Genomic DNA, 24,540 nt, shown 5'->3' on the forward strand with positions numbered 1-24,540 from the left:
CCTCAGACGGTACGGGCGTGAGCACCCTCGGCCCGGCCGGACCGCAGACGCGGGGCAGCCTCCGCCAGGCCCTGCCGGGAGCTGATGCCGAGCTTGCGCATCGCCCGTGCGACGTGCTGTTCCACCGTTCGCGGCGACAGATGCAGCGTTGCGGCGATCTGGCGGTTGGTGAGCCCGGTGGCGGCCAGTTCGGCGACCTCCGCCTCGCGCGGTGACATCCGCTGCGCGTACGAGGGCCGCCCGGGAGGCCGGCGACGGGCGGCCGGGTGGTGGGCACGCAGCACCGCCCGTACGCGCGCGGCGTCCCAGGCGGCACCCAGGGCCGTCAACTCCTCCACGCAGGACGTGAGTTCGGCAGCGGCGGCTTCCACACCGGAGCCCAGCAGAAAGGCGGTCCGTCCGGCTCCCTCTGTCATCAGGGCCCGGGCGTAGGGCTGGGGGAGCCGGGCGTACGCCGCTCCCGCCTCGCGGAAACGCGCGTGGGCCTCCGTCACGTCGCCGTCCGCCTCGGCGAGCACGGCCCGGCACCACAGAAGGGCCGCCGACGCCGCGGGGGAGTCCCGCCCGGACAAGCCCGCGGCGAACTCGGCGGTCAGCTCACGAGCCGACTCCCGCCGGTCAGCGTGTACATGGGCCTCGACCGCGTGGGGAGCCAGTTCGGCGCCCCAGACCCACACCCCCTTCCTGGCGAGCCACTCCCAGGCAGAGGCGGCCGCCTCTGCGGCGGAGCCTGCGTCCTGCCCGGCCAGCAGCAGCCGGATGCGGGCACCCGCCGCCGTGGCCGCCACCGGGACCTCGCAGCCGTCGGACGCCTCGGGGCCGTCCGGGGGCAGCCAGTTGTGCGCCGTGGCCCATTCCCCCTTCGCCAGTGCGAGCATGGCCAGCACCACCCGGGCGTCGTTGGCGACACCGTCCTCGGCGACCAGGCCCGTGCACCGTTCGGCGAGGCCGTCCCAGCGGCCCGTCAGCCAGTCGCGGAAGAGCCCGGTGCCGCAGCCGACCCGTTCGAGGAACGGCGCTCCGCTGCGCGCGGCCAGATCGAGTCCGTGCGTGAGCAGTTCGCCCGCGCGCCGGTGGTGCCCCAGGAAGACCGCGCCGTTCGCGCTGTTGCACAGTCCGCGCGCCACCTGCTGACGGACTGCCCTGTCGGGGCTGTTGCGGGGGAGCTGTTCCACCAGTCGCCAGGCGGCCGGATCACCCGAGGTCATCAGCAGCGTGGCCCGGCAGGCGGCGGCGGCCGTCAGCGCGGTGCGGTCGCGGGAAGCGTCGGCCGCCTCCTGCGCGCGCTCCAGCCAGTTCAGGTTCTCCTCCAGGGTGGGCCCGGCGAAGTACGGGTTCGCCAGTGCCGTCATCGCCAGCGTGGCGAGTGCGGGCCGCTGCGCCAACTCAGCCGCCGCGCGGCGCACTTCCGCCCTGCCTTCGTGGAAGCGTCTCTTCTGGTTGTGCAGCAGCAGTCCGAGTTCGAGCCGTATCTCACCCCGGGCGGCTGCGGGCATGGCCGGGTCCTCGACGATTCTGCGCAGGACCTGTGCCGTCCTGTCCGAACGCAGCCCCAGCATCGCGCCGCGTGCCAGCGCCAGCGCCAGCCGTCCCCGCTTCTCCGGGGGGAGACCGCCGTCGCCCAGGACCTGTTCCAGCAGTGCGACCGCCGCCTCGTCCTCGCTGACGCCGGCCTCGCCTTCGGCGACGCGTTCCGCGGCCCGCAGCCAGTCCTCCGTACGGCCGCAGCCCCGCCAGTGGCGGGCCACACGCGCCCAGGGCACGGGTTCGCGGGCGGCGAGCACCGCGGCCGCCCTCAGATGGAGCCGCTCGCGTACCGGGCCGGGCAACTCCCGGGAGACGGCCCGCGCTTCGAGGGGTACGCAGAAGCCGTACCGTCCTTCGTCCGTCTCCCGCAGTGCGCTGCGCTCCAGCGCGGCGACCAGCGCGGCGTGTGCCTCTTCGTCGTCCAGTCCCGCGACGGCGGCCAGGTCCCGCGCACACGCCGGCTCGCCGAGCACGGCGGCCGCCCGTACGACGGCACGGTGACGCTCGGGCAGGGCGGCTGTCGCGGCCAGCACGGCCTCCGCGAGCCGGACCGGCACACCGGCGTCGTCGACGTCCTTCGCGGTGAAGTGCTCCCGGTCACCGCCCGCGTCCCGCACCGTACGCAGCAGGTCGGCGACGACCTGGGGCACGCCGCCCGAGAGCCGGCGCAGCCTCTCCACGAACTCGCGCGGACAGCGCCGGGCGCCCAGCGACTCCGCGGCGGCGTCGCGTACTTGCCGCTCGTCCAGCGGCTCCAGCTCCCAGCGGGTCAGCGACAGCCGAGCGGGGTAGTCCACCGACCGTCCCAACGGCAGCCCGGGCTGTGCCAGTTGGCCGGGGCGGTAGGTCAGCACGGCGGCGAAGGGCTCCGGCGGGTCGTGCAGCAGGCCCCGCAGCAGCTCCAGACTGCGGCTGTCGGCGTGGTGCACGTCCTCGGCGACCAGGAGAAGAGGGGAACCGGCGGCGAAGGAGACGTGGAGGTCTTCGAGAGCTTCCAGGGCCTCGTACGCGGTTGCCTCCATCCCGGCGGCCCCGGTTGCCGCCGCGTCGCCGAGGCCCGTGGCGGGGCGAACGGTCGCGGGAAGCCCCGTGGCAGGTGGTGCCGTGGCAGGAGGGGCCGGCGTCCGGCGCACGGGTGCACGTACGGCTGTCCCGGCCGGGTCCGAAGTGCCGGCGCCCAACTGCCCGCCCGGCGCGTCCGGTTCGCTCGCCATCACGTCGCCCGCGGCCCGGAAGGAGACGACCAGCCGCTGCGCCGCTCGCGCTCCCGGTGACGCCAGCAGCCGGCGGACCAGGCTGCTCTTGCCCATGCCGGCGGCTCCCGCGACCAGCAGCAGCGCGGGCTCCCGCCCGTCCGCGGACAGCGCGTTCGCCAACTGCCGTTCCCACGCCCGTTCGTACACGAGAGGCCGCTCCTCGCAGTCGTCACGAACTTCCCGCCCTGCCGGGCCCGCCCTCCGGCAGTCGGCGTGCACGGTCACCGGCGACCGGGTCCGGACCGCCGCGCGTCCGGATGTGCGGACATACGGATGTACGGACACAGTCGTACGGACGGTGGACCCAACTGTGCCTCGGTCGGGAAAAGTTGTATGCGCTTCCAGCCCTGGGGGCAACCACCCCGCCATGGTCAGAGCCGGGTGGCCGAATCGCCGGGCGGGATGAATGGTAAGAGCATCTTTCTCTGCGCTGTCCGCTTCTCCCGTAATCTGTTGGATCAAAGTGACATTTCGTCCTGCCGTTGATCTCTCCCTCTTTCCGGTCCGAAACAGAGTCTTGCGCGCAGCGTGGTGGCCGTCGAATACTCCGTAATCAGTGCTTGTCAGGGACACGGCGACCACTTGCCGTGTCCGGCGGCATGCGCTCGAACGGCCCCATACCCCACGGGGCTGCCCCGTTCTCCGACTGGAGGAATTCAGTGAGGATCACGCGCACAACCCCCCATCGCACCCTTGCGAGACGCGCGCGGCTCATAGCAGTAACGTCCGGCCTCGCGGCCGCCGCGGCACTCGCGCTCCCCGCGGGCGGTGCCTCGGCAGCTGAGCCGGCTCCGACCACCTACGGTGCCGCCGCGCTCAGCGACGCGTCCGACGCCCTGCGCACCGCCCACGTCGGCGGCGCCGCCTGGTACACCGACAAGAAGGCCGACAAGGTCGTCGTCACCGTCGACAGCACGGTCTCCAAGACGGACCTGGCGAAGATCAAGAAGGAAGCGGGCAAGAACGCCGGCGCCCTCGAGATCAACCGCACGTCCGGCAAGTTCGAGAAGTACATCGCCGGCGGCGAGGCCATCACCACCGGTGGCGCGCGCTGCTCGCTCGGCTTCAACGTGCAGGACAGCTCCGGCACCAAGTACGCGCTGACCGCCGGTCACTGCACCAACATCGGCAGCTCCTGGTCGATCGGCACCACCGTCGGCAGCAGCTTCCCGGGCAACGACTACGGTCTGATCCAGCACTCCGACCCGGGTGCGGCCGACGGCCGTGTCTCCCTCTACAACGGCTCCTACCAGGAGATCACCGGTGCGGCCAACGCCCAGGTCGGGCAGTCCGTGCAGCGCAGCGGCAGCACCACCGGTCTGCACGGCGGTTCGGTCACGGGCCTGAACGCCACCGTCGACTACGGCCCCGACGGCATCGTCGAAGGCATGATCCAGACCAACGTCTGCGCCGAGCCCGGCGACAGCGGCGGTGCGCTCTTCGCCGGTACGAGCGCGCTCGGTCTGACCTCCGGCGGCAGCGGCAACTGCTCCTCGGGTGGTGTGACCTTCTTCCAGCCGGTCACCGAGGCCCTGAGCGCCTACGGCGTCAGCATCATCTGAGCTGACCGCTCCCTCGTGGTATGAGGCCGGCCTGTGCGGCTCCTTCGGGACCGCGCAGGCCGGTCGCCGTATGCGCGGCGGTCCGGCCTCCCCCCTCTGGCCGCGGTCCGTCGCGGCGGGTGATCCGCGTGGTCTGCCGGGTGTTCTGCGGCGATCCGCGTGGTTCACGGCATACGGTCGACCTGGCGCGTGCCGCCGGGGCCGTCGCCGCACCACGGGAGGACGGGCATGCAGGCCAGCGAGGACGAGGAGAGACCGCGCCGTCACCTGCTCCGCGGGATCTCCCGGGCCCCGCTGCGGAAGCTCTCCCGCCTTCGCGGCGCCGCGGCGCAGCACGCCGGTCCGCCGCCCGGCCCGACGCGGCCGGGTTTCTGGCGCAGCCCGCTGCGGGGGCCGTGGCTGACGTCCGTCTTCGGGCTGGTCCTGCTGGTGGGCGTCGTCGTGCTCTTCGTGACGGGGCTGCTCTCCTACGCCGCCTACAACCCGGACCTGGGGCCGTCCAACGACAAGACGCCGGACAAGGGCCTGCTCGGCTTCTACCTCTTCGCCTGGCCCACCGACCCGCCGTGGCTGTACCGCCTCACGCAGGGAGTACACGTCACGCTCGGCGTGGTGCTGGTTCCGGTGCTGCTCGCGAAGCTCTGGTCGGTGATCCCCAAGCTGTTCTCCTGGCCGCCGCTGCGCTCCCCGAGCCACGCCCTGGAGCGGATCTCGCTGCTGCTGCTCGTGGGCGGCGCGCTGTTCGAGTTCGCCACGGGCCTGCTGGACGCGCAACTGCACTACATCTTCCCCGGCTCCTTCTACACCCTGCACTTCTACGGTGCCTGGGTCTTCATCGGGGCCTTCGTCGTGCACATCGCCTTCCGCGTCCCCATGGCCGTACGCGCGCTGCGCAGCCGCAGTCTGCGCAGCGAACTGCGCACCCCCGCCGCCCGGACGGAACCGGAAGAGCCCGACGAGACCGGCCTGGTGACCCCCGACCCCGCTCCTGGCACCATGTCGCGGCGCGGCGCGCTGGCCACGGTGGGGGCGGGCTCACTGGTGCTGCTGGTGGTGACGGCCGGTCAGAGTGCCGGCGGACCGCTGCGGGAGACGGCTCTGCTGGCCCCGCGGAACCGCGACCCCGGCACGGGGCCGAACGGCTTCCAGATCAACAAGACCGCGGAGAGCGTCGGCATCCGCGCAAGCGACATCTCCGACCGGTGGCGGCTGACGGTGCGCCACCGCGACCGCGAGGCCGTCCTCAGCCGTGAGGAGCTGCTCCGGCTGCCGCAGCACTCCGCCGCGCTCCCCATCGCCTGCGTGGAGGGGTGGTCCACCGAGGACCAGGACTGGCGGGGGGTACGTCTGACCACTCTGGCCGGGCTCGTGGGGCTGCGCGGCGACCCGCGCGGCGTCTTCGTCGAGTCGGCGCAGCGCAGCGGCTCGTTCCGTTCGACGGCGCTGCGCGACAACCAGACGCGAGACCCCCGTTCGCTGCTCGCACTGCGGGTCAACGGAGCCGACCTCTCCCCGGACCACGGTTACCCTGCGCGGATCATCGTCCCGGCCAACCCCGGTGTGCACAACACCAAATGGGTCACCCGGCTGACCTTCGGGGCCACCTCGTGAACGGGCGCCTGAAGAGCCGCGTGAACCTCGGCGGCGCCGCGTTCCGCTCACGCTACGGTGCGCCGCCGCTGCATCTGCTGCTGGTGCTGTGCTCCTTCGCCCTGACCGCGTACGCCGGAATCCGGCTGCTGGAGGGGGACCCCGTCATGGTCGCGGTGTGGTTCGCCGGCGCCGCGCTCGTCCACGATCTGGTGCTGCTGCCCCTCTACACCGTCACCGACCGTGCCGCGCAGGCTCTGCTGCGGCGCTCGCGCGGCGGCCGCGAGGCGCGTACCGCGCCGGCGCGGACAGCCGTCAACTACCTGCGCGTGCCCGCCTTTCTCTCGCTCCTGCTGCTGCTGGTGTGGTACCCGCTCGTCCTGGACCGGGCCGAGCCCTATGCCTCCTACACGGGGCTGGACCCCGGCATCTACTGGGGGCGCTGGCTGCTGATCACGGCCGCGCTCTTCGCGCTCTCGGCGCTGTGCCTGCTGCTGCGCGCGTGGCGTTCACGCCCCCGCCGCGGTGACGGCGGTGACGGACCGGACGACGCGGCCGGTGAGGGGCCCCACGGCACGTCGGGTGAGGACGGACCGCCGGGCAAGGAGCCGCCGGGCAAGGTACCGCCGGGCAAGGACGCGCCCCGAGCAGAGAGTTGACGGCCCGCCAAGGGCAGGCCAGGCCCGAGCGTGCGGAATCGGCGGACGCCACGGCCGGAGGGGACGGCGGACTGCTCACGCCCCTCCCGTCTCCCGCCGCAGCACGGCGAACCCATGGGCGGGAACGGTCACTTCGGTATGCGAACCCCCACCCGTGGCCCCCGCGTGTCCCGAGTCCCCCGAGCCCGTGTGCCTGCCCGCCGGCCGGGCCCGCCGGTCGTACAGCTCGACCGTGACCCTTCCGCTGCCCGGCAGTTCGGCCACGGCCCTGCGGTCCCGACTGTCCCCGTTGCTCAGCAGGGCCAGGCTCCCGCGGGGCCCGGACAGCACCAGATGCGAGACGGCCGGGCGTACCAGCAGTGCGTCGACGCGCAGCGCGTCCTCACCCACGCCCTCGGCCCGCGCACTCAGCCGTCCTCCCGGTTCGCCGGCCACCGCCAGCGGAACGGGAGTCAGCGCTCCCGGTGCCGCGCTGATCCCCTGTGCGCCGCCGGTGCCGTGGTCGATGCTCCCGGCGCTTCGTGACCCGTGGTGCCAGACGGTCACGCCCGCGCCCCGGTCCTCGACGAGGTCGACGACGGGGGAGAGGAGCAGCGGGCCGGGCATGTCGGGAAGCGTCCAGGAGATCCCGCCGCCCTCGCGCAGTTCCACGTATGCGCCACCGCTGTACTCCGACTCCCCGGTCCAGGCGGGATCGGGGCGTACCACCTTCGCCGAGCCGGACGGCCGCCCCTTCTCCGCCTCCACCACGCGCAGTCCCTCGCGCCGTGAGACGCCGTCCAGGCCCAGCGGAACCGCGGCCCGCGCGTGTCCGGTCAGCGCGTCGAGCGCGAGCATGGACAGCTGGCCGTGGATGGTGGACTCGGCGCCTGAGTTGCGGTTGATCCCGCCGTCGGGCGAGACGCCGTCGAAGGTGACGCCGGAGGAGGGGTCGTAGACGGCCTCGCCCGCCGCGTTGGCGCCGAAGTACCAGGCGGCGGTGAGCGCGGCCAGCGGATACAGGCCGGGATGTGCGCCGTCGGCCGCCACGGCGAGGAGGGCCTGGAGGCGGGCGTCGACGCCGTATGCGATCTGGGTACGGTCCACCGGTGCCGGCAGCAGCCCGTTGTGGCAGCCGCCCGCCGTCAGCAACTCCGGTGTGAAACCCGCGGTGTCGGCGACGGCCGCCTCCAGCAGTCCGGGGTGTTCGAGCACTTCGGCGGCCTGGGCGAGCGCGGTGGGCATCTGCGCGCCCCAGGCGTGCCACTGCGAGACGGACGCCGCGGTGGGAAGGATCGCTCCGTAGGGCCAACGTCCGGTGGAACCCGCCTTCAACGCTGCGGTCGCCTCGGCCAGTTGGGATGCGGCCGTCCTGGCTCGGGCGCCGCCGCCCGCCCGTACGTATGCGGTGAGCCCCAGCAGCGCCTCCGAAGTCGCGTCGGCGCCATGGACGATGAGCCAGCCCGGCACGCGCCGTCCGTCGGCGGTCTCCCACCTGCCGTAGCGGGTGAGCACGCCGCGCTCCAGGGCGTCCAGTGCCAGGTCCATGCGGGCGCGCAGGAAGGCGGCGAAGGGGGCCTCGCGGTGGCGGAAGACGGCGTAGCCCTCCCCGAGGGCCCAGATCAGCCGGGCCAGCCAGTAGGACGGGCCCGAGTCGGAAGGGTCGGGGGTCTCGGGCGGGTGTGCGCTGCGGTTCAGGGTGCCGTCGGCCTGCTGCCACAGGACGGGGTTCCCGGCGTGCGGGCCGTCGGTGGTCTGCAGATAGCACAGCCCGCGCAGCAGTTCGCGTGCGGAGCGGAGGCTGGAGGGGGCGCCCGTGGCGGTGGAGTGGCGGAGGTAGACAACGGCGGCGCGTGCCATGTCGTCTGCGTTGTAGGCGCCTTGCTCGTGGTGTCCGGTCTGCGGGTCCAGGGCGCCGCCGCCGGTACGCCGGTAGGAGCCGTCGTCCTGACGGTCGGCGTAGGTCCACAGGGCGCCGAGGGCGGGCTCCTCGCGCAGCCGGTAGGTGTCGTGGCCGGGGACCGGGGAGGGCCGCACGGTGTCGCGGAGGAAGTCGAGGTGGGCCGGGTTGGCCAGCCTGGGCGCGGAGGCGCCTCCTGTGCTGCCCGTCCCGCGTGGCCCGTCCGCCGCTGCGGACGGCGCGGGGACGAGCCCGGCGGCGAGGGGCACTGCCGCTCCGAGGGCGAGGACTCTTCTGCGGGGGACGGTCATGGCGGCTCCACCTTCGGCTCGGGTGGGCACGCACCCTGCCCGTTTAAATCGGTTTAGGCAACCCTCGGGGAGAACGCGGGCAGCCGGTGCGTCCGATGCCCCTTCCGTCGCGGAGGCTCCGATGAATGCGCTCTCATACCGGCAAGTAGCACGCTTGTCGAGGGTGGTTTCCGAAGGGGCGAAAAACAGTCGGCGGGCACGGCGCGAACCGCAAGTAACAGTGGCGAGAACGGATTTCGACGGCCGAAAACATCAGCGTAGAAGGGAATGAACAGCCGATAACGCACATTGTCGCCAGGGCTACGCGCGAAACCGTGGCAGGTAATTGCCATTGTGCTCCGGTCTCTTGTGGCACACGGGCCCCGGGCGTAATTTCTCCGCGCGTAGAACTCGCCGAACCTGCAAGGAAATCCGCCTAGGAGGCCCCCCATGACTGACTCCTGCGCCGAACCCGGAAGAAGACTGAGCAGACGCACGCTCCTGCGCGGCACTGCGGTGACGCTCGGAGCGGCGGCCGGCGGAAGCGGCCTTCTGGCCGGCACCGCACGCGCGGACTCCGGCTTCCACAACCCGTTCACCGGGTACGAGATCACCGGCACCTGGCAGGAGCACATCGACCGGGGCTCACTCGGCGGAATCGACTTCGGGATGGCCGTCGGAACCGACCTTCCGGCCGCCGGCGGCGGAATCGTGACCAACATCCCGGAGAACGGGACCGGCGGGCACACCGTCACGATCCAGCACGACAACGGATACAGGACGCAGTACATGCATCTGTCGGAGTTCGTGCTGACCGACGGTGCCTCGGTGACAAGCGGCGGAATCGTCGGTCGCTCCGGCGGGGAACCCGGAGCGCCCGGATCGGGATCGTCGACCGGTCCGCACGTGCACTGGCACATGATCGACCCGAACGGGACGCGGATCGACCCGCTCGTCTTCCTCGGCGGCTCCGGAGGCGGGGGCGGGCTGCCGAAGACCAGTACGGAGACCGACGGCGTCCCGGGCGTCGTGATGTGGCAGCGCGCCCAGAACTGGCTCTCGAAGGAGTCCGGTTACACGGGCCCGGTCGACGGCGAACCGGGTGTGCAGACCTATGCCGCGCTTCAGCGCAACATGAGCGACAACTACGGCTACACCGGACCGGCTGACGGGGTCCCCGGTCCGCAGACCTGGTCGGCTGTGCAGCGCCTGGCCGCGGAGTATGGTTACAGCGGCCCGGTCGACGGAGTGATGGGGGTCAACTCCTGGCGCGGCTTCGCCCGGTTCCTCAACAACGACCGCTGGGACTAGGGCAGTATCGGGACCCCGGAACGCACGGGTCGCGCCGCCGATTGCGGGCAGGGTCAACCTCCTGCTACGCATCGTGAGTTGCCGGGCGCGGCAGGTGCTCCGGAACCCCACCCCGGGTTGTGATCTGCCACACAGTGCAGGTGTGGCATGTAAGCGGACGGTTACATGGCCATGACAATCGTCATGACCTGCGCGTTGACTCTGGATTACGGGCGTGAGAAGCCCCTGCTTGCTGTGCCGGAGAGGGCGAAATGCCCGATGCTGAACACGTTGCTCTCCACTGACGGAGAGTGACGGGCACACGTTGAGCCGCCAGTTGACCGCACGGAAAACCGTCCCGTCTACTACGCATGGTCAGCTGAGACCGAGCGATCGTGCAGTCGGGAGAATCATGAGGATGCTGGATACGGGCGCGTCCGACGTGTCCTCGCGATCGAGTCTGGTCATCGCGATCAACCCTGTGCACCGGCCGTCACCGCGGCTGGCCGCCGCGGCCTCGGCCGCGGGCGCACTCGGCGTACTGGAACTGCCCGCGGGAGACGCCCGGGCCGTCGCCGAGAACCTCGACCGCGTGAGCCGCTGGGCCAAGCGGCCCGTAGGAGTGCGCGTACGCCCGGGATGCACAGTGACGGCCGCCGAGCTGCCCGGGATCGCGGAGACGGTGCTGCTCGCCGACCCGGGGCGCTCGCCGCGGGAGTTCGCCGGCCGCCGCGTCCTCGTCGAGGTCACCGACCGCGACGAGGCACAGCGCGCAGCCGGGGCAGGAGCGGACGGGCTGATCGTCCGCGGCACGGAAAGCGGAGGCCGCGCCGGTGAGTTGAGCACCTTCGTGCTCCTCCAGCAGGTACTGGCCGACCGCGACGGAGATCTGCCCGTGTGGGCCTGCGGCGGCATCGGGCCCCACACCGCGGCGGCCGCCGTCGCCGGCGGCGCGGCCGGTGTCGTGCTCGACACTCAACTGGCCCTGCTGGACGAGGCCGCACTCCCCCTGGAGATCACAGACGCGCTCTCCGGGCTGGACGGTTCCGAGACCGTGCTCCACCACGGCATGCGCGTGCTGCGCCGGCGCGGTCCGGGCGTACCCGCACTGCCGGAGGACGCCGGGGAGTTCACCGCCCGAATCGGCGGGGACGACCTGCGCTCGCAGTTCCTGCCCGTCGGCCAGGACGTCTTCCTCGCCTCGGACTTCGCCCGGCGCTGGCCCTGCGTGAAGGATGTCGTACGGGGCATCGGCACCGCCGTCGCCGACGCGGTCAAGGACGACGAACTCGCCACCGCTCTCGGGGCGGGCGCCCCCGGAGCCGTCGCTCTGGGCACCCGGCTGCCCGTCGCGCAGGGGCCGATGACCCGGGTCAGCGACCAGCCCGGCTTCGCCGCGGCCGTCGCCGAGGGCGGGGGACTGCCCTTCCTCGCGCTGGCCCTCGCCGGTGCCGAGCAGACCAGGACCATGCTGGAGTCGACCAAGGAGGCCCTCGGCGACTTGCCTTGGGGCGTGGGCGTGCTCGGCTTCGCCGACGAGGAGATCAGGTCCGCCCAGCTGGAGGTCGTACGCCAGGTGCGGCCGACCCACGCGATCATCGCCGGGGGACGTCCGGCGCAGGCCGCGGCCCTGGAGGCCGAGGGCATCTCCACCTTCCTGCACGTCCCCTCGCCGGGGCTGCTGCGGCAGTTCCTCGCCGCGGGCGCCCGCAAGTTCATCTTCGAGGGCGCGGAGTGCGGAGGCCACGTCGGACCGCGCAACAGCTTCCCCCTGTGGGAGGCACAGGTGCAGATCCTGCGGGAGTTCGTGGAGGAGGAGAGACCCGGTGCGGCCGCCGAGCTCACCGTCCTCTTCGCGGGCGGGGTACACGACGAGCGCTCGGCCTCGATGGTCGCCGCCCTCGCCGCCCCGCTGACCCGCGCCGGGGTCGCCACCGGCCAGCTGATGGGCACCGCCTACCTGTTCACCCAGGAGGCGGTCCAGGCCGGAGCCATCCGGCCGCTCTTCCAGCAGCAGGTCGTCGCCGCCGGGCGCACCGACCTGCTGGAGACCGCGCCGGGCCACGCCACCCGCTGCGCGCACAGTGCCTTCACCGCCGACTTCCAGGGACTCAAGGAGCGCCTGCGAGAGCAGGGAGTCGCCGACCGCGAGATATGGGAGCAGCTGGAGAAGTTCAACGTCGGCCGGCTGCGGCTGGCCAGCAAGGGCATCGAACGGGTCGGCTCCGAACTGCGCAGCGTCGACGAGCAGCGCCAGGGCGACGAGGGCATGTTCATGGCCGGCGAGGTCGTCGTGCTGCGCGAGGAGGTGACCACCGTCGCCGCGCTCCACGAGTCGGTGGGGGAGCGCGCCGCCGCCGCGCTGCGGACTCGCGCCGGTGAACTGCGCGCCGAACTGGGCGTCGCGGAGACCGATTCGGCCGAAGGCCCCGCCGCGGAGCCGCTGCGGGTCGCCGTGGTCGGCATGGCGGGGATGTTCCCGGGCGCCGAGAACATCTCCGAGTTCTGGGCCAACGTGCTTGCCGGCAAGGACTGCGTGACCGAGGTGCCGTCCGAGCGCTGGGACACCGAGCGCTACTACGCACCGGACGGCGACGGGGAGCAGACCCCCTCGCGCTGGGGCGGCTTCCTGCCCGAAATCCCCTTCGACCCGCTCAGCTTCGGTATCCCGCCCGCCTCGCTCGCGTCCATCGAGCCGGTGCAGCTGCTCTCGCTGGAGGCGGCACGCCGCGCGCTGGCGGACGCCGGGTACGAGGGCAGGCCGGTCGACCACTCCCGTACGTCCGTGGTCTTCGGCGCCGAGGCCGGCAGCGACCTGTCCAACGCCAGCGCCCTGCGCACCGTGCTGCCCGCGTACGTGGGCGAACTGCCCTCGGCGCTGGACGAGCAGCTCCCCCGGCTGACCGAGGACTCCTTCCCCGGCATGCTCGCCAACGTCATCGCCGGTCGCATCGCCAACAGGCTCAACCTCGGCGGCGCCAACTACACCGTCGACGCCGCCTGCGCGTCCTCGCTCACCGCCGTCGACGTGGCCTGCAAGGAACTGGTGACCGGCACCAGTGACGTCGTGCTGTGCGGCGGGGCCGACCTGCACAACGGCATCAACGACTATCTGCTCTTCTCCTCCGTGCACGCGCTGTCCCCGACGGGGCGCTCCTCGACCTTCGACCAGACCGCCGACGGCATCGCACTCGGCGAGGGCGTCGGCTGCGTCGTGCTCAAGCGCCTGGCCGACGCCGAACGTGACGGCGACCGCATCTACGCGGTGATCGACGGAGTCGGGAGCGCGAGCGACGGACGGGCGCTCGGCCTGACCGCGCCGCGCCCCGAGGGGCAGCGCGCCGCCCTGACCCGCGCCTACCGCAACGCGGGCGTCTCACCGGCCCAGGTCGGCCTGATCGAGGCCCACGGCACGGGCACGGTCGTCGGCGACCGTACGGAACTGAGCACCCTCACCGAAGTGTTCACCGAGTCGGGGGCGGCACCAGGCAGTTGCGCCATCGGCTCCGTGAAGTCGCAGATCGGGCACACCAAGTGCGCCGCCGGGCTCGCCGGACTGATCAAGACGACGCTGGCGCTCTACCACGGGATCAAGCCGCCCACGCTGCACATCGAGCAGCCCAACGCCGCCTGGGACCAGGAGCACAGCCCGTTCCACTTCCACGACGCCGCACGCCCCTGGGCCGCCGAGCCCGACGAGCGCGTGGCCGGTGTAAGCGCATTCGGCTTCGGCGGCACCAACTTCCACACCGTGCTGCGGGCCTACGACCAGGCGCCGTCCGTGCAGGCCGCCGACGAATGGCCCGTCGAGCTGTTCACCTTCCGCGGCAAGGACGCTGCCGCCGCCCAGCGCGCCGTGCGCAGGCTGCTCGAACAGGTCGAGAGCGGCGGCAACTGGCGGCTGCGGGACCACGCCCGCGGAGCCGCCCGCGTCAGCGACTCCGCCGCCGTACGCGGCGAGCCCGTACGCATCGCCCTGCTCGCGCAGAACGAGGACGAACTGGCCGCGCAACTGCGGCGCGCGGCCGACGGCGTCCACGACCCCGGGCAGGGGCTCTTCGCCGCCGGAGCGCACAGCGCCGGCACCGACGGGTCCGGCAGCGGCCCGGCGGACGGCTCACTGGCCTTCCTCTTCCCCGGCCAGGGAAGTCAGCGTCCCGGAATGCTCGCCGATCTCTTCGTCGCCTTCCCGGAGTTGCAGCGCTACCTGCACCTCGGCTCGCGCTGGGCGGACGCGCTCCACCCGCCGGCCGCCTTCGACAAGGCGACCAAGGACGCGCAGCTCGCCCGCATCACCGACACCGCCGTCGCCCAGCCCGCGCTCGGCATCGTCGGACTGGCCGCCGCGGACCTGCTCTCCTCGCTGGGCATACGCCCCGACATGGCGGCCGGCCACAGCTACGGCGAACTCGTCGCCCTCGGAGTCGCGGGCGCGATGACGCCGCAGGACGTGCTCACCGCGAGCGCCGCACGCGCCGAGGCCATACTCGGCCAGATCGACGACGGCGACGCGGGCGCCATGGCGGCCGTCACCGCCCTCCCGGAGAAGGTCGACGAGGTGCTGGCCCTGGCCGGCCTCGACGGCGAGGTCGTCACCGCGAACCGCAACTCGCCGCAGCAGACCGTGATATCCGGGCCCACGGACGCCGTTTCCCAGGCCGTGGGCCATCTGCGCGACGCCGGCCTCTCGGCCAAGCCTCTGCAGGTCGCCTGCGCCTTCCACAGCCCCCTGGTGGCCGGCGCGGGCGAGCAGTTCGCCCGGACGCTGGAGGGGCTGTCCGTGCACGCGCCCGGCATACCCGTCTGGGCCAATCGCACGGCCGAGCCCTACGACGCCGACCCCCACGCGGTGCGCGCAGGACTCGCCGAGCAGATCGCCGCACCCGTCCGCTTCGCCGACCAGATCGAGGCCATGTACGCCGCCGGCGCGCGCGTCTTCACGGAGGTAGGGCCCGGCAGCGTACTGACCCGGCTCGTCTCCGCGGTGCTCGGTGACCGTCCGCACACTACGGTCACACTCGAGGACGCATGGCGCGGAGGACTGTACGGTTTCCTCTCCGGCGTCGCACAGCTGGCCGTCGCCGGAGCAGACGTACGCACCGGAAAGCTCTATCAGGGGCGCGACGCCGTCGATCCCGGAACCGCCACCCCGCGGAGGAAGCCCGGCTGGACCCTGGACGGACACCTCCTGCGCCTCGCCGACGGCACCATCCCGCCCAACGCCCTGCAACCCGCCCGCCCAGTCACGGAGCTGATCGTGCCGGAATCCCCCACCCAGGACGGCGCCCCGCTGTCCGGTCCGGACGCTCTCATCGCCGAATTCCTGCGTACCAGCAGGGAAATGGTCACAGCGCAGCGAGACGTGCTGCTGCGCTACCTGGGAGCCACCGAACTTCCCCCCGCACCGACCGGGAACGACGCCCTTCACGCCCCCACGGCTGTCGCGCTCCCCGCCGCGTCGCCCGCCAACGCCGTTCCCACGGCCCCGTCCGCAACGCCGTCCGCCGGTGGGCCGGGTGGTGCTGTGGCTTCGGCTGGTCCCGCTGCTGGTCCCGCGCTGGATGCGGATGCGGTGCTGGGTTCGGTGCTGGCTGTGGTGGCGGAGCGTACGGGTTATCCGGTGGACATGATCGAGCCGGGGCTGGATCTTGAGGCGGATCTGAGTGTGGATTCGATCAAGAGGGCTGAGATCGCCGGTGAGTTGGCGGTGCGGCTCGGGCTGCCGGTGGATCAGGACGCTGATGTCGAGGAGTTGAGTACGGCCCGTACGGCTGCCGGTATCACCGAACTCCTCATGACCAGGATCGGCGGAGGCGGTACGGCCGAGACCGCCGCGCCTGCCGCCGCGGCCCCCGCCGCCGGGGCGGAGGAGACGGCGGCGCCCGCGGACGCCGGGGCACTCGTCGTGCCCCCGCAGCGGCTGGAGTTCACCGAGACCGAACTGCCCACGCCCACCGCCGCCCTCGCCGAGGGCACCACCGTCACGCTGCTCGGCGGCGGCGCGCTCGCCCCGCTCCTGGCAGAACGCCTCCAGGCGGCGGGCGCACACGCCGAAACCGTGCCCGACGGCCGGCTCCCGGAGCGGACCGGCGACACCGTCCTCCACCTGCAGCCGCTGGAGTCGCCGGACTTCGAGCTCCCGGACGCGTTCCCGCTCTTCCAGGCGGTGCTGGCGGCCGGACCGCGCAAGCTGCTGTCCGTCGAACGCCGCTCCGAAGGCGCCGCGAGCGGGCTGCGGGGCTTCTTCCGCAGCGTCGCCCGCGAGTACGAGGAGATGACGGCCACCCTCGTCGAGGTCGGCCGGGAGGACTCGCTCGAAACGGTCGCCGACATCCTCGTCGCCGAACTCGGCGCCACGGAGCGCGAACCGGTGATCCTGGCGGAGGGCGGGCGCAGGCGTGCCCTGCGGCTCACCCGCACCGACCTGGGCGCGGTCGCCGCCACCGGCGCCGGACCGGCCGGGGACGGTGTCTCGGAGGCCGCAGCCGCCGGCCTCGACCGCGACTCCGTCGTGCTGCTGGCCGGGGGCGCACGGGGCATCACCGCCCGCTTCGCCCGTACGGTCGCCGCCGCCTCACGCTGCCGCATCGAACTGCTAGGCCGCACCCCGGCCCCCGCTGAGCGGGAGGACCCGGTGACGGCGTCCGCGACCGGACGTGACGAGCTGCGGGCCGCCTTCATCGGTTCCGGGATGAAGTCGCCCGCCGAGATCGAACGCGCTGTCGCGGCCGTCCTCTCCGAGCGGGAGGTGCGCGAAACCCTGGCCGCCCTGCGGGAGTCGGGCAGCCAGGCGCGCTACCGCTCCGTCGACGTGCTCGACGTGGAGGCGGTGCGTGCCGCGGTGAAGGAGATCCACGCCGAGCACGGCAGGCTCGACGGAGTCGTCTACGCGGCGGGTGTCATCGAGGACAAGCTGATCGCGGAGAAGTCGCCCGACTCCTTCCGCCGCGTGTTCTCCACCAAGGCCGACGGCGCCCGCGTCCTCCTCGACGCGGTCGGGGAGCTGCCCGAAGGCCCGCGGTTCGCGGTGCTGTTCGGCAGCATCGCCGCCGCGCTGGGCAACCGCGGCCAGAGCGACTACGCGGCGGCCAACGACGCCCTGGAGGAGCTGGGCCGGCGCTGGTCCAACGAGGACCGCCGCGGCCTGACCGTCCACTGGGGCCCGTGGGCGGCGTCCGAGACCAACGGCGGCATGGTCACTCCCGAACTGATGCGCTCCTACGCGGCGCGCGGGATCAAGCTCATCGACCCCGAAGAGGGTCCGCTGAGCCTGCTGCGCGAACTGGCATGGGGGGCGCCCACGGTGCACGCGGTGGTCTCCGCTGCATCGGGATGGTGACCGCGATGTCTTCCCGAGGGGAGGCCGCCTCCCGTGAACCGGTCGCCATCGTCGGCATGGCTGCCCTCTTCCCGGGCGCCGGCGACCTGGACAGCTACTGGAGCAACATCCTCGGCGGCGTCGACGCCATCACCGAGGTCCCCGCGGGGCGCTGGGACGAGGAGTTCTACGACGCCGGGGGCCCGCGGCGGGCCGACCGCGTCTACTGCCGCCGGGGCGGGTTCGTCGACCAGAGCACCGAGTTCGACCTGACCCGGTTCGGCATCATGCCCAACTCGGTGCCCGGCACCGAGCCGGACCAGCTCATCGCGCTGGACGTGGCCCACCGCTCCATCGAGGACGCCGGCGGCGAGACCGTGCTGCCGCACGACCGGCAGCGCGCCGGAGTCGTCCTGGGCAGGGGCGGCTATCTCACGCCCGGACTCGTACGGCTCGACCAGCGGGTGCGCACCAGCAACCAGGTGGTGCGCACACTGCGCGAGCTGGTGCCCGAACTCGACGAGGCACGGCTGGAGCAGGTGCGGTCCGCCTTCGCCGAGCAACTCGGCCCGGAAGCACCGGAGTCGGCAATCGGGCTCGTCCCCAATCTGGCCGCGTCGCGCGTCGCCAACCGCCTCGACCTGCGCGGGCCCGCCTACACGGTCGACGCGGCCTGCGCCTCCTCGCTCGTGGCCGTCGACCACGCCGTGCGCGAACTCGACGCGGGACGCTGCGACATCATGCTGGCCGGCGGCGTGCACCACTGCCACGACATCACGCTGTGGAGCGTCTTCAGCCAGCTCGGCGCGCTCTCCCGCAGCGAGCGGATACGTCCGCTGCACCGCGGGGCCGACGGCGTGCTCATCGGTGAGGGCACCGGTGTGGTCGTCCTCAAGCGGCTCCGGGACGCCGAACGCGACGGCGACCGCGTCTACGCCGTCATATCGGGCACCGGAGTGGCCAGCGACGGCCGCTCCGCCAGCCTGTTCAACCCCGATCCCGGCGGCCAGGTACGCGCGGTGCGCCAGGCGTGGGACGCCGCCGGGCTCGACCCGCGCGCAGAGGACGCCATCGGACTGCTGGAGGCGCACGGCACCGCCACCCCCGCCGGCGACGAGGCCGAACTGACCACGCTCGCCGAGGTCTTCGGGCCGCCCGGCGGCGAGACCTCCGCGCCCGCAGCCATCGGCTCGGTGAAGTCCATGATCGGGCACACCATGCCGGCCGCGGGAGTCGCCGGGCTCATCAAGGCGGCACTCGCCGTCCACCACGGTGTGCTGCCCCCGACGCTGCACTGCGACGACCCGCACCCCGCTCTCACCCGTACCCAGTTCGCGCCCCTCGCCACGGCCCGTCCCTGGAAGCAGCCGGAGTCCGGCGCACCGCGCAGAGCGGGCGTCAACGCCTTCGGCTTCGGCGGGATCAACGCCCACGTCGTGCTGGAGGCACCCGCCACCCGCCCGGCCGCGGCACGGCAGACCGCGTCCACGGCCGGCACCGCGCAGCAGCCCGGCGGGGGCACGGCACGCACCACCGTCACGGAGCCGGAGAGGGTGCTGCGGCTGGCCGCCGACACCCCCGAGGCGCTGGCGTCCCAGCTGGACTCCGACGACTCCGCGGTGCTCGCCGCCGGACTCGACGAACGTGCCGGGACCGGGCTGCCGTGCCGGCTGGGCATCGTCGACCCCACCGCGCGCCGCCTGAAGCTGGCCCGCAAGGCGGTGGGCAAGGGCGCCCCGTGGCGGGGCCGCAGCGACGTGTGGTTCAGCCCCGAGCCGATGCTCGGTGCCGCGGGCGGACGTACCGCGTTCGTCTTCCCCGGCCTGGAGGCCGAGTTCGACCCCCGCGTCGCCGAACTGGCCGCGCGCTTCGGACTGGAGTGGCCGCACGGCGGGGACGACGCGCGGGTGGGTGACGTCGGACGCCACGGTGCCGCCGTCTTCCAGCTCGGCAGAGTGCTGGACGCCGCGCTGCGCAGGCTCGCCGTCGTCCCCGACGCGGTCGCCGGGCACAGCGTGGGGGAGTGGACGGCCATGGCCTGCGGCGGAATCCACGCCGCCGACGAGGTCGACGCCTTCCTCGCTCAGTTCGACCCGGACGCGCTGCGCGTGCCCGGCGCGGTCTTCGGCGTCCTGGGCATGCCCGCCGACGCGGTCCTCGCGGAACTCGGCGGACGCGACGACGTGGTGCTCTCCCACGACAACGCCCCCAACCAGTCGATGATCTGCGGCCCGGAGGCCGAGGTCACCGACATCGTGCTGAGCCTGCGGGCCCGCGGAGTGATCTGCCAGGTCCTGCCGTTCCGCTCCGGGTTCCACACCCCGATGCTCGCCCCCTACCTCGGCCCGATCCGCAGCGCGGCGGAGAGCTACACCCTGCACCCGCAGACGACGCCGGTGTGGTCGGCGACCACCGCCTCCCCCTACCCGCAGGACCCGGCCGCCGTGAGGGAGCTGTTCGTACGGCACCTGCTCGAACCCGTGCGGTTCCGGCTGATGATCTCCGCGATGCACGACGCCGGCCACCGCGCGTTCATCCAGCTCGGCGCCGGTCAGCTCGGCTCCCTCATCGACGACACCCTCTCCGGGCGCGACCACCTCGTCGTCTCCGCCCACGCGGGCAGCAGGGACAGCCTCGCGCAGCTGCGCAGGGTGGTCACCGCGCTGTGGGTGGACGGTGCGCAGCCGGACGTCGAACCGCTGATCGGGCCTGCTCCCGCAGCACGTACGGCGAACGGTGCGAGCGCACCGCGTGCCGGAAGCGCCGGGGGAACGGCACCGGCCCGTACGGCACGCCCCGGTGTCCGGCTCGACCTGGACGGAGCGCTGGTCTCGCTGCCGGAGCGGATGCGCGGGACGCTCTCGGGGACGGCGGCAACAGCCACCCCGGACGCGGCGGGTACACCGTCCGCTCCCGCTCCCGCTGCCGCAGGGGCCGCGCCCTCGGGGGCCGCGCCCGACTCGGCGTCGATGGCACGGCTCGACCGGGCCGCCTCGCGTGACCCGCTGGCGGCCGAACTCTCCGCGCTGCTCAACGACACGGCGTCCGCCGCCGCCGACCTCATCGGTGCAGGAGCCCGGCGCGGGAAGCTGCCCGCGCGCTCCGGCGTCAGGCGTCCCGCCGCGCCGCGTTCCGGTGCGGCTCCCGCGCACGGCTCGGGCGGCTCTGCGCCGCACGGCGGTGACCGGTCCGCCCCGGTCCCCCGGCGGGAGGCCCCCGCCGCGGCCGGTCCGCCGGAAACGGCGGGCACCGCGGACGCGGGCGGGGTGTCCCCGGACGTGCCGTCCGTGCTGCGCGTCGACGTCGAGGAGATGCCCTACCTCCTCGACCACTGCTTCTTCCGGCAGCGGCCGGGCTGGCCCGACGAAGCCGACCGCTGGCCCATCGTCCCCGCCACCACTGTCATCAGGCACCTCATGGAGATCGCCGAACGCGCCGTGCCCGGCATGCGTGCCGTGGGCGTGCGGGAGGTGCGGCTGCTGAAGTGGATCGAGGCCATCCCCTCCGTCGACGTCCCGGTGACCGTGCGGAGGCTGGCACCCGATCGGGTAGAGGTGGGCCTGACCGGATCGTCGCGCGCGGTCGTCGAACTCGCGGCGGCGCACGATCCGCCGCCGCAGCCCTGGCCCGCGGGGACGGCGGCCGAACGCGTCCCCGACATGCGCGCCGAGCAGCTCTACACCGAGCGGTGGATGTTCCACGGCCCGCGCTTCCAGGGCGTCAGCGAACTGACGGCCATCGGCGAGCGCCACGTACGGGGCGAGCTCACCGCACCGGAGGCACCGGGATCGCTGCTGGACAACGTCGGCCAGCTCCTGGGGTACTGGATCATGGCGACGCTCACCGAGCGCACCACGGTCTTCCCCGTGAGCATGGACCACATCCGCTTCCACGGTCCCGAACCGGGCGTGGGCGAGCGCCTCACCTGCGCCATCCGCATCACCGATGTCACCGACAGCACGCTCGTGGCGGACATGCAGCTCATCCACGAGGGCCGCGTGTGGGCCGAGTTGAAGGGCTGGACCGACCGCCGCTTCGACACCGACCCCGGAATCCGCGCCGTGGACCGCTTCCCCGGCTCCAACACCCTCTCGGCACAGCAGCCCGAAGGCTGGTCGCTGGTCCACGAGCGCTGGCCGGACCTGGCGACGCGCGAGCTGATGATGCGCAACGTCCTCGGCGGCGCGGAGCGTACGGGCTATGCCCAACTCCCGCCCGTACGCAGGCGGCAGTTCCTCCTCGGCCGGATCGCCGCCAAGGACGCGGTACGCGCCCTGCTGTGGGAGGAGGGCGCGGGCGACATCTATCCCGCCGAGGTCGCCGTGGGCAACGACGAGGAGGGACGGCCGTTCGTACAGGGCGTGCACGGGCGCGCGGTCGGCGACGACCTGGTCGTCTCCATCGCGCACCGAGGTGAGAGCGGAGTGGCCATCGCACGGCGCGGACCGTGCGGCATCGACATCGAGGAGGTCGCGGAGCGGCCCCGTACGACTGTCGAGGCCGCATGCGGGCAGGAGGAACTCACGCTGCTGCGCGGGCTGGCCGACGCTTCCCCGGAGTCCGGCGTGGACAGTGAGACGGTCTGGTTCACGCGGATGTGGGCGGCCAAGGAGGCTGTCGCGAAGCTGCGGGGCACCGGACTGAGGGGCCGTCCGTCCGACTACCGAGTGGTGGCGGCGGACACCGACCGGCTCCGGGTGATGTACGGGGGCGAACCGTACGACGTGCGGGTTCGAGGAACATCCAATCCGCCGGGGTTGCCCGAGCGGCGGTACGTGGTCGCGTGGACGGCCGCCTACGACGAAACAGGAGTACGAGATGACCACTGACGCGACCGGGTTCGCGACGGCGCAGCCGCAAGGGCACGCGCCGCTGGGGACCGATCCGGGGGCTGTGCTGGCGGACATCGCCGGCATGTTGCGCACGCTGCTGGAGGAGTACGGGCTCGACGAGGCCGAGATAACCCGCGAGACCACGTTCCACGACGACCTCGAACTGGAGAGCATCGACCTGGTGGCGCTGTCGGGCTCACTGCGCGAACACTACGGGGACCGGGTCAACTTCGCCGAGTTCGTCGGCGACCTCGAACTCGACGAGATCATCGCGCTCACCGTCGGACAGCTTGTCGACCATGTCGTGGACTCGCTGCGCGCCACGGAAGTGAGCTGATCCCGATGAAGATACGCACCGGAGAGATCAGCACTCACGTGCAGCGCCTCCCCGCCGCCGGACGCGGTGAGGACCAGGGCGAGCCCCCCGTCGTGGTGTTCGTGCACGGCCTGCTGACCGACAGCCTGGCCAGCTACTACTTCACCCTCGGCCCGGCCTTCGCCGCACAGGGCATCGACGTGATCATGTACGACCTGCGGGGGCACGGCCGCAGCGACAGGCCGCGCACCGGCTACCGGCTGGAGTCCTTCGTGGACGACCTCGTCGGGCTGCTCGACGCTCTCGGCGAGCGCCGGCGCGTACACGTCGTGGGCAACTCCTTCGGCGGCACGATCGCTTCGGCCGCCGCCGCCTGGTATCCGGACCGCATCGCGACCGTCACCATGATCGAGTCCGAGCCGCCGGTCGCCGTGTGGACCGGGCACATGGCCGAGGGACTCACCGACGCCAAGAACCAGTTGAGGCACGAGGAGGTCATCGGCTGGATCAAGGACAACCACGGCGCCCACACCGCCCGTCTCTCGCGCAACGCCAGCCGCATCCTGCAGACCACCACGCTGGCCGACGACGTCCCCGCCGGGCGCGTCATCGACGACGACCTCTCGGCGATCGGCTGCCCACTGCTGGCGATCTTCGGCGACGAGTCCGGACTCTCCGCCCAGGTGCCCGAGCTGGAGGCCAAGCTGGCGCGCTGCCGTACCGTCGTACTGCCGGACCAGGGCCACTCCGTCCTCGTCGAGCGCACGGAGGACACGATGAGCATCCTGCTCGACTGGGTCCGCGAGCACGAACTGGCCGAGGCAGTACGGTGACTCGCTTCCTGTTCGTCGTCCCCCCGCTCGTCGGGCACATCAACCCGCTGCTCGGGGTGGCCGGTGAACTCGCCCGCCGCGGGCACCGCGTGGCGTGGGCGGGCTATGCCGAGCAGGTCCGGGGACTCGCGGGAGAGGACGCCGTCGTCTTCGAGACGAAGATGCCGGACGCCGGACTGAGCAGGCCGCCCAAGATGACCGGACCGGCCGCGTTCCGATTCCTCTGGGAGGACTTCTTCCTCCCCCTGGCCAGGCTGATGGCGCCCGGCGTCGACTCCGCGATCGACGCTTTCGCACCGGACGTCGTCGTCAGCGACCAGCACGCCGTCGCGGGCGCGCTGGTGGCCGAGCGCCGCGGCATCCCGTACGTGACCTCCCTGACGACCTCGGCCGAGCTGACCGACCCGCTCTCGTCGATGCCGAAGGTGGAGGCATGGCTGTTCGGCCTCTTCACCTCCATGCGCGAGGACTTCGGCGACCCGGCGTGCGACGGTGACCCCCGCTTCTCCCCGCACGGCATCATCGCCTTCACGGGACGCGAGCTGATCGGGGACGCGCCGCTGCCCCACGACGAGGTACGGCTCGTCGGTCCCGCGATCGCCCCGCGCACCACCCGGTGCGACTTCCCCTTCTCCCAGCTCGACCCGCGACGCCGCAAGGTGCTGGTGACGCTGGGGACCGCCAACCTCGACACCGGCGGCCGGTTCCTCGGTGAGGCCGTCGAGGCACTCGACGCGCTGCGCGAGACGGTGCAGGGCGTCGTCGTCGACGCGGGCGGCGTGCTCGACGGGCTGACGGTGCCCCCCGGGGTGCTCGTACGCCGGTATGTGCCCCAACTCGACCTGCTTCCGCACCTCGACGCCGTCGTCTGCCACGGCGGCCACAACACGGTGTGCGAGTCGCTGTGGCACGGCGTACCGCTCGTGCTCGCCCCGATCCGCGACGACCAGCCCATCGTCAGCGGCCAGGTCGTCGACGCGGGCGCGGGTGTGCGGGTCCGCTTCAACCGCGTGGACGCTCCGCGTCTGGCCACGGCGATCGAGTCCGTACTCGGCCCGGAAGGGGGCCACAAGGCCGCGGCCGAGCGGATAGCCCGCTCGTTCCGTGAGGCGGGAGGCGTGCCCGCCGCCGCCGACCACCTCGACCGTATCGCCGCGGCGACAGCGGACGTCCGGGCGGCGGGCTGAA

The 24,540-nt window shown here is 72.8% G+C and carries 11 protein-coding genes; 9 read left to right on the forward strand and 2 right to left on the reverse strand.

Going from position 1 to position 24,540, the window contains the following annotated elements; all coding sequences use genetic code 11:
- Positions 1-2: 2 nt before the first annotated feature.
- Positions 3-2,930, reverse strand: a complete 2,928-nt coding sequence (locus tag H343_RS32225) for a LuxR C-terminal-related transcriptional regulator (protein WP_051265769.1) — start codon at positions 2,928-2,930, stop codon at positions 3-5.
- Positions 2,931-3,442: 512 nt separating this feature from the next.
- Here H343_RS32225 and H343_RS0122445 point away from each other — a divergent pair.
- The 3 genes from H343_RS0122445 to H343_RS32230 all read left to right on the forward strand — a co-directional run bounded on the left by H343_RS0122445 (position 3,443) and on the right by H343_RS32230 (position 6,594).
- Positions 3,443-4,345, forward strand: coding sequence for an alpha-lytic protease prodomain-containing protein (locus tag H343_RS0122445; protein ID WP_028432973.1), 903 nt, complete (start codon positions 3,443-3,445; stop codon positions 4,343-4,345).
- Between the two features lie 228 nt (positions 4,346-4,573).
- Positions 4,574-5,956, forward strand: a complete 1,383-nt coding sequence (locus H343_RS0122450) for a molybdopterin-dependent oxidoreductase (RefSeq protein ID WP_078506030.1) — start codon at positions 4,574-4,576, stop codon at positions 5,954-5,956.
- 20 nt (positions 5,957-5,976) lie between these two features.
- Positions 5,977-6,594 carry a hypothetical protein gene (locus tag H343_RS32230; RefSeq protein ID WP_486587011.1) on the forward strand — a complete coding sequence of 206 codons (618 nt, stop codon included), beginning with the start codon at positions 5,977-5,979 and terminating at the stop codon, positions 6,592-6,594.
- Positions 6,595-6,669: 75 nt separating this feature from the next.
- Here the strand turns inward: H343_RS32230 and H343_RS32235 are convergent, their stop codons facing one another.
- A complete protein-coding gene (locus tag H343_RS32235; RefSeq protein ID WP_051265772.1) occupies positions 6,670-8,784 on the reverse strand; it encodes a hypothetical protein in 2,115 nt (704 codons plus the stop codon).
- 429 nt (positions 8,785-9,213) lie between these two features.
- Here H343_RS32235 and H343_RS0122465 point away from each other — a divergent pair, with 429 nt between their 5' ends.
- The 6 genes from H343_RS0122465 (at position 9,214) to H343_RS0122495 (ending at position 24,539) form a co-directional block, all read left to right on the forward strand.
- Entirely contained in the window at positions 9,214-10,074 is an 861-nt protein-coding gene (locus tag H343_RS0122465; protein WP_028432975.1) for a peptidoglycan DD-metalloendopeptidase family protein, read from the forward strand.
- Positions 10,075-10,465: 391 nt separating this feature from the next.
- On the forward strand, positions 10,466-17,392 hold the full coding sequence (locus H343_RS0122475; RefSeq protein WP_037904742.1) for a type I polyketide synthase: 6,927 nt from the start codon (positions 10,466-10,468) through the stop codon (positions 17,390-17,392).
- A 5-nt stretch (positions 17,393-17,397) separates the two neighbouring features.
- Positions 17,398-22,200 (forward strand): type I polyketide synthase, encoded by a 4,803-nt coding sequence (locus H343_RS32240; protein WP_037904774.1) that lies wholly within the window; start codon positions 17,398-17,400, stop codon positions 22,198-22,200.
- A gap of 85 nt (positions 22,201-22,285) precedes the next feature.
- The gene (locus H343_RS0122485; protein WP_486587014.1) at positions 22,286-22,540 is read left to right on the forward strand and encodes an acyl carrier protein; all 255 of its coding nucleotides are present in this window, start codon (positions 22,286-22,288) and stop codon (positions 22,538-22,540) included.
- 5 nt (positions 22,541-22,545) lie between these two features.
- Positions 22,546-23,352, forward strand: coding sequence for an alpha/beta hydrolase (locus tag H343_RS0122490; RefSeq protein ID WP_037904744.1), 807 nt, complete (start codon positions 22,546-22,548; stop codon positions 23,350-23,352).
- The gene (locus H343_RS0122495) at positions 23,349-24,539 is read left to right on the forward strand and encodes a glycosyltransferase (RefSeq protein WP_028432979.1); all 1,191 of its coding nucleotides are present in this window, start codon (positions 23,349-23,351) and stop codon (positions 24,537-24,539) included. Before H343_RS0122490 ends, H343_RS0122495 begins: the two co-directional genes overlap by 4 nt.
- Position 24,540: the final 1 nt, after the last annotated feature.

It is taken from the genome of Streptomyces sp. TAA204, from assembly GCF_000424965.1.

Excerpts from the sequence above, each read along its gene's own strand:
- H343_RS0122450 (WP_078506030.1), top strand. The coding sequence starts at position 4,574 with ATGCAGGCCAGCGAGGACGAGGAGAGACCGCGCCGTCACCTGCTCCGC.
- H343_RS32235 (WP_051265772.1), bottom strand. The coding sequence starts at position 8,784 with ATGACCGTCCCCCGCAGAAGAGTCCTCGCCCTCGGAGCGGCAGTGCCC.
- H343_RS0122465 (WP_028432975.1), top strand. The coding sequence starts at position 9,214 with ATGACTGACTCCTGCGCCGAACCCGGAAGAAGACTGAGCAGACGCACG.
- H343_RS0122475 (WP_037904742.1), top strand. The coding sequence starts at position 10,466 with ATGAGGATGCTGGATACGGGCGCGTCCGACGTGTCCTCGCGATCGAGT.
- H343_RS32240 (WP_037904774.1), top strand. The coding sequence starts at position 17,398 with ATGTCTTCCCGAGGGGAGGCCGCCTCCCGTGAACCGGTCGCCATCGTC.
- H343_RS0122485 (WP_486587014.1), top strand. The coding sequence starts at position 22,286 with ATGTTGCGCACGCTGCTGGAGGAGTACGGGCTCGACGAGGCCGAGATA.
- H343_RS0122490 (WP_037904744.1), top strand. The coding sequence starts at position 22,546 with ATGAAGATACGCACCGGAGAGATCAGCACTCACGTGCAGCGCCTCCCC.